The organism is Candidatus Eisenbacteria bacterium, from assembly GCA_026388185.1.
Taxonomy (GTDB): Bacteria; Eisenbacteria; RBG-16-71-46; order JAFGJU01; family JAFGJU01; genus JAPLKG01.
The window spans coordinates 77,214-90,936 of sequence record JAPLKG010000010.1 but is presented as its reverse complement, the minus strand read 5'-3'; the positions used below and the strand labels follow the sequence as shown (position 1 = coordinate 90,936).

Genomic DNA, 13,723 nt, shown 5'->3' with positions numbered 1-13,723 from the left:
GAGGACAATCCCGCGCCGTCATCTGGCGGCGGGACGCGCGAAGTCTTCGGAAAGAGCGTCCAGCGAGCTCAATGCCCTGCCCTGAAAATCGAACAACGTCACATTTTCCCAGGCAGACTCGAGGCCCGGCACCGAAATGTATTCCGGCGCCCAGTAGAACATGCCCGCGCCTCTCGAGTAAGGAATGCTCTCAATGACGCCCTTCTCTCTCTTCAGAAACTCTCGCTGTCCTTCAACTGTTGCAGGGTAGTCGGGCAGCAACTGTTCTTCCCGGCCTACCAGGTTGTGTGTGCCGTCATACCAGCCCAGTGTCCACGGATAGGCCGTTTCCACGACCACAATCCGCCTTCGATAGCGTGAGGCAAGATCGTTCACGTTGTCTTGCAAATCGGTCAGACTTCCGTGCCACCACGGATAGTAAGAAAGGCCGATCAGGTCAAAGGGAACCTCTTGCTCCATCACCTTGTCGAAGAACCATCGGCACGTCGCGTTGTTGCCCCCGGCGTCTATGTGCAGCATGACTGCGGTGTGAGCGCCGGCAGAAGGCACGCTTGTGCCGGTAGTCTCAGCGCGAAGCGCATCTTTCACGCCGCCCGCGGCCGCCTTGAGCAACGCTGCGAAACGTGGCCAGTTATCTTCGTAACCCTTCCCTACCCTTCCGTCGTTCCACAAAATTCCGGAAGTGATCTCGTTCCCGATCTGAACGATTTCGGGCAGCGTATTCTGATTCCCGAGCGCAGTCACAACTTCGCACGTGTAGTCGTGCACGGCTTTCTCGAGCTCGTTAAACGGCAGGCCGGCCCAGGCGGCGGGCTTAGTCTGGTGTCCGGGATCCGCCCACGTGTCGGAGTAATGGAAATCTATCAACAGCCCCATGCCGAGAGACTTCACACGTCTCGCCATGGCCAGAGTGTGCGCAAGGTCGTTGTAACCGGAGGAAGGTCGATTCCAGACGCGCAGGCGCACGTAGTTGATACCGTGATCCCTGAATATCTGTAACGCATCCTTTGGCACTCCGTTCTCATAGTACTTGCCTCCGTGTTCCTCTATCTGCTGTAGAAAGGAGGCGTCCACTCCATTGATGAAAGGAATTGTCTCCCCGGGCGACACGCTTCCGACGGGCAAAGAGGAGCCGGGCGTGGGCGATGTGGAGTCAGGCATTGACGAGGCGGAGTTGAGGGTTGGCGCCGAGTGAGATCCGGAAGACGGCAACGTAGAATCGGAGGATGCTGAGGACGTGGACTCCGATACTCGGCAGAGAGAGCGTTGGGGAACCGACGCCGTGGCAGCGCAGCCAGCAACCGTCAAAGCAATAAGCGGGGCCATTACAGCCATCATCGCTGATCGGTGACTCACAGACATACGTCCGATTCTCATGTGAACCCCGGACTCAGGATAACCGGAAGCCGCCATCTTCCGCAGCATAGTCACATGAGTCCGCCAGGTCAAGCTTGCGAGGCCCGGCCGTTTAACCCAGCGCGCCACGTCAAGTCTGCCAACAACAGAAAGGTGCGGAAAGATTGGCCTTCCGCACCTTTCGCTCCATGATTTTGGTCTCAGTCTAGACGAGCCCTTGTTCCATCATTGCGCTGGCCACCTTCAGGAACCCGGCTATGTTCGCACCGTTCACGTAATTGCCCGGGGTCCCGTAGGTTTCCGCAGCTTCCCAAGCCGCCTTATGAATGTCTTTCATGATCTGGTGTAGTCGGCCGTCAACTTCTTCTCTCGACCAGTTGAGACGCATGCTGTTCTGTGACATCTCAAGGCCGGAAGTAGCGACTCCACCCGCGTTCGCCGCCTTACCGGGGCCGTAGAGAATCCTGGCTTCCAGGAAAATGTCCACGCCTTCGGCAGTCGTCGGCATGTTGGCGCCCTCAGACACGACATAGACGCCGTTCTTGACAAGATTCCGGGCGTCTTTGCCGTTGATTTCATTCTGAGTGGCACTCGGGAACGCACAATCTGCTTTATGATTCCAGAGCGGATTGTAGTCCAGACTCGGATCAAAGGGGACAAAAGTGACTCCCTTGAACTTGTCCGCGTATTCCTTTATGCGGCCGCGTCGCACATTTTTCAAGTCCATGACAAAGGCTAGTTTTTTCTCGTCGATTCCTTCAGGATCATGGATGTACCCGCTGGAGTCAGACAGAGTGACCGCCTTGCCGCCAAGCTGGTTGACCTTCTCGATGGTGTATTGCGCCACGTTGCCGCTTCCCGAAACGAGACAGGTTCTCCCCTTCATCGTCTGATTTCTTGTGGTGAGCATCTCCGCGGCGAAGTAGACCGCGCCGTAGCCGGTCGCCTCAGGACGAATCAGCGATCCCCCCCAGCTCAACCCCTTGCCGGTCAGAACGCCCGTGAATTCATTTCGTAGCTTCCTGTACTGTCCGAACATGAAGCCGATTTCGCGGCCTCCCACTCCGATGTCCCCCGCGGGAACGTCCGTGTCGGGACCGATGTGGCGGAAGAGCTCGCTCATGAAACTCTGGCAGAACTTCATCACTTCGTTGTCGCTCTTTCCCTTGGGGTCGAAATCGCTACCACCCTTTCCACCACCCATCGGGAGAGTCGTCAACGAATTCTTGAAGACTTGCTCGAAGGCCAGAAACTTGAGAATCCCGAGGTTCACGGTGGGGTGAAACCGCAGGCCGCCTTTGTACGGCCCTATTGCGCTGTTCATCTCGATCCTGAAGCCGCGGTTCACGTGAACGTTGCCACTGTCATCCATCCAAGGAACTCGAAACATGATGACGCGCTCAGGCTCAATAATCCGCTCGAGAATCTTGAACTTGCGATACTCCGGGTGGCGCTCCAACACACTAGCCAGAGATCTTGCAACTTCTTCAACTGCTTGATGGAACTCTGGTTCGGCCGGATTCTTGGCCTTCACTTGGGCCATCAAATCCGCAACATAATCTGCCATAAGACCCTCCTTGGTCAAGGTTGTGAAAGTGGCGCGACGGACGTCCAGTGAACCCGAGAGCAACAAAGCAAATGCTCTCACAAAGCCTCAATTGTAATCATCCTCAGTGGACGAGTCAAAGGATTTTCGTCCTTCATGTTCTGTGAGGAAAGTCGCGAAACACGGGCGCAGTCGTAAGAGCAGTTGCGGAGGATACCCTCACGCCTTGAGAGGCCTGCCCTGGAATCGTTTCTTGACACCGGAGGGCGCCAGAGGGTATCTTGTTAGACTGATTATGACTACGAGAGTCAAGCTCGCCAGTCCCATCGCAACATGGGAGGGCTTTCATGGCCGTGCATGTGGGCTTGCATGGACACAATAGTCGTGGATGCCCGTCGAGGGACCCATTGAAGAGAAAGGAATGGCTCAATGAGTGGCAAGTCGTTCAATCCTTTCAGAATGGCGCAGGCCCAGTTTGACAAGATTGCAGAGATGCTCGAGCTGGACGAAGCGACCAGAGAATTCCTGCGTTATCCCGCGAGGGAGATCCAATTCAGCATACCCGTTCGAATGGACGACGGGAGCGTGAAGATTTTTCGTGGTTTTCGGGTCCAGCACAACGATGCTCGAGGCCCCGGAAAGGGCGGGATCCGCTTTCATCCTCAAGAGACGATAGACATCATTCGCGCTCTGGCCATGTGGATGACCTGGAAGTGTGCGGTGGTTGACCTCCCGTTGGGTGGTAGTAACGGTGGGGTGGTCTGCGACCCTCACAATCTGAGCATGAAAGAGCAGGAACGATTGTGCCGTGGCTGGGTGCGTCAGATTTCCAGAGACTTGGGGCCTCTTGTGGACGTTGCCGCCCCCGACGTCATGACCACCAGTCAACACATGCTGTGGATGCTTGATGAACTCGAGGTCATTCGCGGACAGAAGACTCCCGGTTTTATCACCGGCAAGCCGGTAGGCATGGGAGGATCTCTCGGCCGCAAGGAGGCCACGGGTTTCGGCGTGGTTTTCGCGATTCGTGAAGCTCTGAAGGAACTCGGGCTCCGACCCGAGCAAACAAGAGCCAGCGTTCAGGGGTTCGGAAACGTCGGTCGTCCCGCCGTCAGTCTGTTCCAGCAGATGGGTGGAAAGGTGATTTCTGTTGCTTGCTGGGACCAGAAAGACCAGACGTCCTACTGTTTCAGGAAGAAGCCTGAGGTTGATTTCGAGGCTCTGGTGCGAATCACCGATCCCTTCGGAGGCATACAGAGGGATCGGGCTCTCGAGATGGGTTACGAAGTGCTTCCTGGCGAAGCCTGGATGGAGCAGGACGTGGAGATTCTTATCCCCGCCGCCCTAGAGAATCAGATCACGTCAGACAATGTGGGCAAGATGAACAGGAACATCAGGATCGTCGCCGAGGCAGCCAACGGTCCTGTGACGCCGGAGGCCGACGAGGAAATCACAAAGCGCAACATTTTTCTGATCCCCGATCTCCTCGCAAACGCCGGCGGCGTCATCTGCAGCTATTTCGAGCAGGTCCAGAGCAACATGAACTACTACTGGGAGAGGGACGAGGTGCTCGGCAAGCTCGACGTCAGGATGACTTCTGCATTCAACGAAATCGTGCAACTCGCAAAGAAGAAGAAACTAAGTATGCGGGATGCCGCCTATTACATTGCCGTGGCTCGCGTGGTCCAGGCGTGCAAGGATCGTGGGTGGCTCTAGGCGAAGTGTTGACGTCCTCCCGCCACGACCTTGTCAACCATCGCGGTCTAGTCCGATGCGAGAAAAAATGAAGCGCTCCCACCTTGAAAGACTGACCCCCTTCGACCGCAACTTCTTCACGGGTAAAGAGAAGTTTACGTACATAGGCTCAGGATCGCTCGGCGGCAAGGCGCAGGGTTTGGCCTACATGCGGGAAATCCTTGAGACAGAGGTTGCCCCCAGGTTCATGCCCGACATCGCCGTCACCATCCCGACTCTGGCAGTGATAGGAACTGATTTTTTCGATGTCTTCGTGAAAGAGAACGACCTGCACGAAATCGCCTTTTCGGACACGCGCGATGACTTGATAGCTCATGCCTTCCAGCGGGCGGAATTGCCCGCACAGCTCGTCGGCGACCTGCGGGCACTCATTGCCCAGGTACACACGCCGCTGGCAATAAGGTCCTCGAGCATGCTCGAGGACGCAATGTTCGAGCCTTTTGCAAGCGTGTACGTGACAAAGATGATCCCCAATAACCAGCGTGATACCGACATCCGCTTCAGGAAGCTGGCCGAGGCGATCAAGTACGTCTACGCCTCCACGTTTTTCAAGAACGCCAAGAACTACATCCGCGCCACCAGCCACACGACGGCCGACGAAAAGATGGCCGTCATCATTCAGGAGGTGGTCGGCCGCTTGGGCGATAAGCGTTTCTACCCGCATATTTCGGGTGTGGCACGCTCCTACAACTTCTACCCCATGGGACCCGCCCAACCCGGCGACGGCGTCGTCAACCTTGCCCTCGGCCTCGGGAAAACCATCGTCGACGAGGGCGTTGCCTGGTCCTATTCGCCGGCCTATCCTCAGGCGAACCCGCCCTACAACTCGGTGAGAGACCTTCTGAAGGAGACGCAAAAAGGCTTCTGGGCAATCAACATGGGGGAACCGCCGGAATATGACCCGATCAAGGAGGTCGAATATATGTTCAAGTACGACCTGTCGGCGGCGGAACAGGACGAGGCCCTGCGCTTTGTCGCTTCCACGTACAAGCCCGATGACGACAAACTTGTGATTGGTGTCGGAGACAAGGGGCCGAGGCTGATCAATTTCGCTCCGATTCTGAGGCTTGACGAGATACCCTTGAACGACCTGATAAGAGAACTTCTCAAAGTGTGCGAAGACGCTTTGGGCGGGATGGTGGAGCTCGAATTCGCCCTGACCCTCGATCAGGCTCGCGGAAAGCCTGCGCGGTTCGGCTTTCTTCAAGTAAGACCGATGGTAGTCTCCGACGCGGTCGTAGATGTTTCGCTGTCCGAACTGGCCGGACAAGACGTCGTCGTCGCCTCTGAGGCGGCCCTCGGCAACGGAGCGATTGACACTCTCCGCGATATCATATACGTGAAGCCCGAGACTTTTGACGTGAGATGTACGCCGGCGATAGCCAAGGAACTGGAGAAAATCAATCACGAACTGGCGTCCTCCGCCATTCCCTATCTTCTCATCGGCTTCGGCCGATGGGGATCGTCCGATCCATCCGGCGGCATCCCGGTCAATTTCGGTCAGATTTCGGGCGCGAAAGCCATCGTTGAGGCCACACTGCCCAACATGAACTTTTTGCTCAGCCAAGGCTCACATTTTTTCCACAACATTACGAGCTTCCGGGTGTTCTATTTTTCGGTTGAGCACCTCGACAAATACAAGATCGCTTGGGATTGGCTCGCGCGTCAGACCGTAATATCGGAAGATAAATTTGTGAGACACGTGAGGCTCTCCCGTCCTTTGAGAATAAACGTCGATGGAAGGAGCGGCCGAGGAGTGATCCGTCATGGATGAACAGAAGAAATCGTCTGATTACTTGCTATGGTTCCTGCGCGAAAGAGCCAAGGAGTTGAATTGTCTCTACGAGATTGAAGAGTTGTTGAACAGGCCGGACGCCGACATTGATGAAGTGTGCAGGGGCATCATCAGGGCGATTCCTCCGGGTTGGCAGTACCCGGATCATTGCATGGCCAAGGTTACGCTCGGAGGTCGAACCCACACTTCGCCGAATTTTAAGGAAACCCCCTGGGTACAGTCGGCAGACATCGTCGTCGAGGGCCGGAACGTCGGCACGATCAGCGTCTACTATTCACGCGAAATGCCGCGAGCAGACGACGGTCCATTCTTGAAGGAGGAAACCAGGCTGCTCGACACCATTGTGGACCGGATGGGCCACTTCATCGTGTACAGCCGGATGAAAGAAGTGTTTCACGAATACCAGACTGCCCGCAAAGATCTTTCCGAGCACAAAGTGGAAGAGTGGAAAGTGGCTTTGAACCTTTTGCGCCGGACTGATCACGATCTATTCCTGAACATCTCGCGTCGAATGTTGAACTTTCTTTGCTGGAGCGGAATCAAGGAAGCAGAACAATTTTTGCAGAGGTCCGTGATCGACCTGAGAAGCAGGGACGAGAGTCTTGCCGGCGACGACAACCGTCCCTATCAGAAGAACGTCTTGGTCCTCTCGGACACTCTCAGCGATGAGATCTTCGGAATGGCCGCCAGGCACGCCACCAGCGAGCAGATACTCTCCAACATACAAAAGTGGATCCGGGAGGAACGCTTGGGGTTTCTTGCCCAACTGGCCAACCAGAATCCTCCGATCGCAAAGGTAATAGACGCTATCAGGCGCTACCACCACGTGGCTCCGGAGGGAATCGGACTGCCACCTGCAACAAAGAGAGGCGTTCAGGTTAGCCTTATCAGGCGCTTTCTTTCCGACCAACCCCAGTTTATCAGCAACGCCATCGATTTCGTCGAGATCGACGATTTCTACGACATTCTGGATCGCATTCTTTACTTACCCGAAAGTCAGGGCAAGCTCGGGGGCAAGAGCGCCGGCCTATTTCTGGCGGAACGAGTCCTCAGGACGTCGAGCAAGGAGTCGACCTTTCTCGGCGACATCAAGGTCCCGAAGACTTGGTACATCACGTCCGATGGCCTGCCGAGTTTTCTGGCTTACAACAACCTCAACGAGGTGTTGGAACAGAAATACAAAGACATAAATCAGGTGCGCCTAGAATATCCTCACGTCATCCAGACCTTCAAGAACGCCGAGTTTTCCACGGAAATCATACAGGGGCTCTCCATGGTCCTCGACGATTTCGAGCGGTCGCCTCTCATTGTCCGAAGCTCAAGCCTTCTCGAAGATAGAAGCGGTTCGTCGTTCTCGGGAAAATACAAGAGCCTGTTCTTGGCCAATCAGGGTAGTAAGCAGGAGCGCCTGGAGGCGCTGACCGACGCCATAGCCGAAGTGTACGCTTCAGTGTTCGGACCCGACCCCATCAGCTATCGGGCCGAACGAGGACTCCTGGATTTCGCTGAAGAGATGGGCATCATGATCGAGGAGGTGGTTGGGACCAAAGTAGGAGATTACTTCATGCCCTCTTTCGCCGGCGTGGCGTTCAGTAGAAATGAGTTTTGCTGGTCACCGCGCATCAAGGCAACAGATGGTTTGATACGTCTTGTTCCCGGACTTGGAACGCGCGCCGTGGACCGAACGAGCGACGACTATCCTGTCCTGATCGCGCCAGGCCAGCCCGACCTCCGAGTCAATGTCACTCTCGATGAAATAGTGCGTTACGCCCCCAAGAAAGTGGACGTCATCAATCTGAAGACCAACACGTTTGAGACCATCGAGGTCAAAGAACTGTTCAGAAAAGCCGGCGACGAGATTCCGGCGATAGAGAAAATCGTCTCCATCTTTGACGGTCAACAGATACGCAAACCGGTCGGGAAGAACGTTGACTTCGACGCAGACGACCTTGTCGTGACGTTCGACGGCCTCATCAGCGACACGCATTTCGTCGACCAGGTGCAGGGCTTGCTCACGTTGCTCGAACGCAAGCTGAGAATGCCAGTAGACATTGAATTCGCATCGGACGGGAAGGACTTCTACTTGCTGCAATGTCGCCCTCAGAGTTACGTGGAGGGCAGCAGACCGGCTCCGATCCCCAAAGACATTCAAAAGAAGAGAATTCTATTCACGGCCAATCGATACGTCTCGAACGGACGCATGCCCGAGATCACTCACATCGTGTACATCGATCCCCGCTCTTACGATGAACTTTCCGACCTGGCCTCGCTGACCGCCGTCGGCCGGGCCGTCGGGAAACTGAACAAGCTGTTGCCGCGAAGGAAATTCGTGCTCATGGGACCGGGACGCTGGGGAAGCAAGGGCGACATCAAGTTGGGAGTAAAGGTGACTTATTCGGACATCAACAACACCGCTCTTCTCATAGAGATCGCTCGCAAGAAGGGAAAGTATTTGCCGGACCTTTCGTTCGGCACACACTTTTTCCAAGACTTGGTCGAGGCAGAGATTCGTTACCTACCACTCTATCCCGACCACGAGGGAACAATTTTCAACGAGGCCTTTTTCAGGCACGCCAAGAACATACTGCCAGACGTCTTGCCAGAATTCAGAGCCCTGTCTGACACAATAAAGCTCATCGAAGTCCCCAAAGCAACGGACGGCCTCATACTGCGAGTGTTGATGAATGCAGAGCTTGACGAGGCCATCGGATTTCTGGCGGAACCCTCGGTCGAGATGCGCTCATCTCCGACTTCGGAATATTATGGCGAAAAACAGTCTGAGAATTTCTGGGCATGGAGATTGGAGATGGCCGAGCACATCGCTTCGCAACTTGATCCCGAGCGCTTCGGAGTCAGTGGATTTTATGTCTTCGGCAGCACGAAGAACGCCACGGCCGGGCCCAGCAGCGACATTGACATCTTGATCCACTTCCAGGGGACCGAGGAACAACACGAGGATCTCTTGCTGTGGTTGGAAGGATGGAGTCTGGCCCTCGAGGAGATCAACTACCTTCGGACGGGATACAGAACCACCGGCCTTCTGGATATCCACGTCGTGACGGACGAAGACATAGCTCAGAAAACGTCGTACGCCGCCAAGATCGGCGCGATCACGGACCCGGCACGACCGCTGCAACTGATGAAGCGCGAGTTGCCTTCGGAATGAGCCGTCTACTAGACTAGCTCACGAGTGGCAGAGTCAAGGTCCTCGAGACTGAAACGGACCAAGGCCAACTCCGAGCCGTCGTGGGCGGCAGAAAACGCGTGTGTTCGACCGAGGCGCTGGCGCCAAGAGTGAGTCAGCCTGGCCGATTCGTGTATGTGGCCGTGAAGTGTGAGCAAGGGCTGGCGCGTCTCGACGAACCGTCTGATCGCAATGCTTCCGACGTGCAAGTCGAGTGGAACGTGATCCACCATTTTGCCGTCCAGGGCCGCCCGGTCGAGATCAGAATCGTACGGCGGAGCATGGAACAGAAAAACGGCTCGATCCAGATTGTCATCTCCAACCAATCGATCCAAGTCTTCTCTGATCGTGGCGTTTCTCTTCTCCTCTTCCGGGACCGAGACAGAGCGTGATCCCTCTTCAGGTGAAACGCCTCCGGGGTCGACATAACGCGACACGTCGTAACGCTCCCAGTCCTTCAGCAAAAAGGGAGTGGGAGGTACGTAGGAGTACCCGTAGACCTGAAAGCTCTCCAACGGCACCTTTCTGTTGTGAATGTACTCCCACGCGCCCTTGGTTTCACCGTCGACAAACGACGGTTCAAAGCAACGCACGTCGTCATTTCCCATGACGACGAATGTCCTGGGATAGACACCCTTCATGTGCTCCCGCAGCAGAAGGAACTCCCGGACGAGATATTCCTCCACAAAATCACTGCAAGAAAAACCCTGGGAACTGCGCAGGCTCAGACCTGACGGCAGCAGATCACCTCCCAAGAAGACGGCCTGGGGAACCTCTTTGCCGATGACGCGGAGAAGCTTCTGATAACGTTCGGTGTTGCCGTGAAGATCCGAGACGAAAATGCAACGTGTCATTTCTCTCTGAACCCGCGTGCCCTCAGCCACAGCCATTTTCTCCGTTGTTCCCCCGATAGATGCCTACCCATTTCTCGACAAGATGTACCAACGTCTCCCGCAATTTCTCTCCGCTCATGTGGATGGGGCGGAACTCTTCCGCCAGTTCGGGATAACCCTTCCTGTCCAGCCAGGAGGAAAACGCATCGTTGTCCGAGAAAGGCTGTAGTTTATCTGCGTTGACTGTTCTGAGCAGTCGCAAGAGATCGTCGAGCTCAAAAATCTTGTTACCTTCAATGTTCAGTGGCGTGTAATCCATACGCAGTATTTCTCTCCGCAGATGTCTCTTCAGCGTGCTGAAAAGCGCGCGCCCCTTGCTCTGCTGGGGTCTCAATAGATCTCCCAGTTCCCTAAAACTGTGCATATAGAGCCACGTCGAGAAGTGATCGTTGTCGGCATAGACTTGTATCAGCTCTCGCAACTTCCGGGCCTCGTCCGTCTCCTTCTCGGCCTCGAGTATGAGCTCATACACCTCGTGAATGTTCTTCGCGCGGCGCAGCTCTTCGCCCGTCTTGTCGCAGACGACAAAATCGCCCATGCCGGTGAAATTCTGTAGGTAATCTCTGAGTTTCTCCAGGCTTCCCGGATCTCCCTTGGGAAGAACGAAGCCCACGTCCTTCAACTCATCCGCCACCCTTGCCTTGGAGGCAATGATTATGGGATAGCGCGGATAGTACTCCCGCGCCAGCCTCAGCAGGTCTATACCGGCATCACAACTGAGATCGTTCCCTTTTGGAAAGAATATGTCGGTAATCAGACAGACCACGTCGTCACCGTAGCCCAAGAAACGATAACCTTCTTTGTCGATTTCCGATTCCTTCTCGACGCCGAAGAGAAATCTCAGCGTCTCCTCATAGGTTCTGGTGATCATAACGTCGGCGCGCTGCCCGATGATGCCGTAGAGCACCGGCAGAAACTGAGAGAACCAGCGCGGTTCGTCATCAACGATCAGAAAAATGAACCGTTTGGCCCTCGAATATTTCTCGATATTCAACAGATCCTCCGCCGCCCTCACCACGGAGGTGATGACCTGCTGAGGAGGAAAGTCCTTGTTGTTCATCGCAAAGACGAGGTCGGATTTGGACGTGTAAGGGAATTTCTCCCGCGCCACTTGCGGCGGAGAGCAATAGATGAACGGGTTCGACGTCAGCAGAACCAGGACCGCGTCTCTGTTTTTCTCTCGTATCTTGTCCGCGTCGATGATGGTAAGGGCCGTGTCGTCGAATATGAACACTGACGCTTGATCGGATCTGTAGTCGGACACAGATGTGGGACTTGACAGTACCTGCGTCTTCACCCAAGGCATGCGCTCCTGCAAGACCCTCCCCGCCTGTCGCACTTCTTCTCCCGCCGATAGAACCAGTGCGTTCGCCATCTTCACGGGATTGATTATTCGCGGAATGAATGCGAATTCACGGCCGGGCTTTCTGGAAAAATTGGGCCTGCGCTCTCCTACGATCATGGCTCACTCATCCTCCGAGATGACGACGCAGCGCTGGCTGAAGGAATCGGCATAGACGGCGGCGCCGTGCGGAAATGCCAAGACAGACAAGGGATCACTCTCGTTTGTTGTCGAGAAGAGCCAGGGATCAATCGTGTCCTGCGTGGGTGCAATGAAGCCGTACACCACATTGTTACTCATCAGGTTGGTGAGAAAATGAGTCCCCTGTGTCCCGTACATCCGCGTCTGGAGTCGTTTTTGTTCTTCGTCGTATCCACCCTGAATCATGTATAGAAAATGGCTTCCGTATATGCCGCCCGTCATACTGGAGTCTTCGGGCAGCGGCTCCGGGCGACCCGCCACATCCACGCCGTACTCAAAAATGGCAACCGCTCTGTCGACGTCCTTGTAGTCCACGTAGATTCCCCAATCTCGGTTCTTGCTCCCAAGCCGACCGGGTACGATGATGAGGTAGTCCTGGCCTCGCTCGCGCATTTCGCGGTTGATACCACATATCCTGTCTCTCACCGCCTCCTGCATGTCCTTCGTGTAGACAAAGGGCGAGACGACGACGACGAATCGGACTCCCCTCTTGATCCCGTGTCCCTGGCAATTGCTCAGGGCGAGATAGGTGTGCTTCACACGGTCTGGAATGTCAATCGCTTCAAACGTCAGGTCCGGCAGTTGCGTCAACTGCACGACGTGGAACACGCCGTCCTCTTCCGTCGTCTTCTTGAAATCGATATTGAAAATGAATTCGATCTGAAAACGGGACGAGATCTTGGCAGAGATCATCTCCATAATCTCCACGAGGCCGCGTTGAAACCCGAAATGATTGTTCTGCACCAATTCCTCGATGGTGATCAGGTTGTTGTGAATTCCAAGTAATTTGATTTTGTGATAATTGGCGAACCTGACGTGGAGCTTCTTCATCGTCTCGAGTTCTTCTCCCCTAAGCTCCCGGTTCTTCGTCATGTCGAGGGCGTAGAAGAATTGCTGGCCGTTGCCCACTTGCAGCAGCTCTATCGGAATCGGGTTCTTGATGGTCGCCATGGAGATCACCGGAAAGTCGTCCAAGACTGTCGCGTATCCATGGCCGAACGCGATTCGTGCAAAGCCTTCGTTCGGATTCTGAGCCTTGAGAGCGTGGGGGAAAAACGAATTCGCAACTCCCGAGATGTACGGGTAATGGACGGGCCCCGCCATTGTCTCGTCGATTATTCCGTGGATGGGGTTTATCACAATCGCCATTTTCTCGCGGCCGCCTTGCGGCTGCCTATCGAGAAAATCGCCGTAGATATGATAGATCGCTTGAACGACCTGATTGAGACGCGAGGAAAAATCGGGATGATTGTTTGGAAGCATGAAGGAGGTATTCTCTCCCGCGCGAATCGGACACATCCTCCCGGCAGCGACGCCCGCCTCATCCGTTGCCGATGACCGGACGCCTACAGGGATGTCCCCTAGTTCGGCCAGGATCGAGGCCACGACCTTCAGTTCTTCTTCACCGAATTTCTTGTCAAGCTCGAGAAACCTGTCGTAGAAACTTGTCGTCAGAATCCAGGTCTTCAGTTTGCTCGCTTGGGGAAGCAGATATTCGTTGATCTTGACCAGACCGGTACCCTTTCCCCCCAGGGACCCGTCACCATAACTTCTTACGTCTCCCAGTCGTTGGACAACCTTGGTGCTCATAGCCCCACCCGGGATGGCAGGCCTCCCATTTCCTGCTCAGAATCCAGTCCAGATCACTCAA

At 55.2% G+C, this 13,723-nt stretch carries 8 protein-coding genes; 3 read left to right on the top strand and 5 right to left on the bottom strand.

What is annotated here, in order from left to right; genetic code table 11:
* Positions 1–18: 18 nt before the first annotated feature.
* Together NTX17_05530 and gdhA are read right to left on the bottom strand one after the other, a co-directional pair.
* Entirely contained in the window at positions 19–1,074 is a 1,056-nt protein-coding gene (locus NTX17_05530; protein MCX5800832.1) for an arabinogalactan endo-1,4-beta-galactosidase, read from the bottom strand.
* A 487-nt stretch (positions 1,075–1,561) separates the two neighbouring features.
* Entirely contained in the window at positions 1,562–2,923 is a 1,362-nt protein-coding gene (gene gdhA, locus NTX17_05525) for an NADP-specific glutamate dehydrogenase (protein ID MCX5800831.1), read from the bottom strand.
* Between the two features lie 408 nt (positions 2,924–3,331).
* Between gdhA and NTX17_05520 the strand changes: the two genes are divergently transcribed.
* The 3 genes from NTX17_05520 (at position 3,332) to NTX17_05510 (ending at position 9,618) form a co-directional block, all read left to right on the top strand.
* Positions 3,332–4,618 (top strand): Glu/Leu/Phe/Val dehydrogenase, encoded by a 1,287-nt coding sequence (locus NTX17_05520; protein ID MCX5800830.1) that lies wholly within the window; start codon positions 3,332–3,334, stop codon positions 4,616–4,618.
* 67 nt (positions 4,619–4,685) lie between these two features.
* The gene (locus NTX17_05515) at positions 4,686–6,431 is read left to right on the top strand and encodes a hypothetical protein (GenBank protein ID MCX5800829.1); all 1,746 of its coding nucleotides are present in this window, start codon (positions 4,686–4,688) and stop codon (positions 6,429–6,431) included.
* Positions 6,424–9,618 carry a nucleotidyltransferase domain-containing protein gene (locus tag NTX17_05510; protein ID MCX5800828.1) on the top strand — a complete coding sequence of 1,065 codons (3,195 nt, stop codon included), beginning with the start codon at positions 6,424–6,426 and terminating at the stop codon, positions 9,616–9,618. Before NTX17_05515 ends, NTX17_05510 begins: the two co-directional genes overlap by 8 nt.
* An 8-nt stretch (positions 9,619–9,626) precedes the next feature.
* On the opposite strand, the gene NTX17_05505 is transcribed toward NTX17_05510, so the two are convergent.
* The 3 genes from NTX17_05505 to NTX17_05495 are packed head-to-tail and all read right to left on the bottom strand — an operon-like array spanning position 9,627 to position 13,662.
* Positions 9,627–10,520, bottom strand: a complete 894-nt coding sequence (locus NTX17_05505) for a metallophosphoesterase (GenBank protein MCX5800827.1) — start codon at positions 10,518–10,520, stop codon at positions 9,627–9,629.
* Positions 10,513–11,991 carry a hypothetical protein gene (locus tag NTX17_05500; protein ID MCX5800826.1) on the bottom strand — a complete coding sequence of 493 codons (1,479 nt, stop codon included), beginning with the start codon at positions 11,989–11,991 and terminating at the stop codon, positions 10,513–10,515. The genes NTX17_05505 and NTX17_05500 overlap by 8 nt, the downstream gene beginning before the upstream one ends.
* A gap of 3 nt (positions 11,992–11,994) precedes the next feature.
* The gene (locus NTX17_05495) at positions 11,995–13,662 is read right to left on the bottom strand and encodes a hypothetical protein (GenBank protein MCX5800825.1); all 1,668 of its coding nucleotides are present in this window, start codon (positions 13,660–13,662) and stop codon (positions 11,995–11,997) included.
* Between the last annotated feature and the right edge of the window lie 61 nt (positions 13,663–13,723).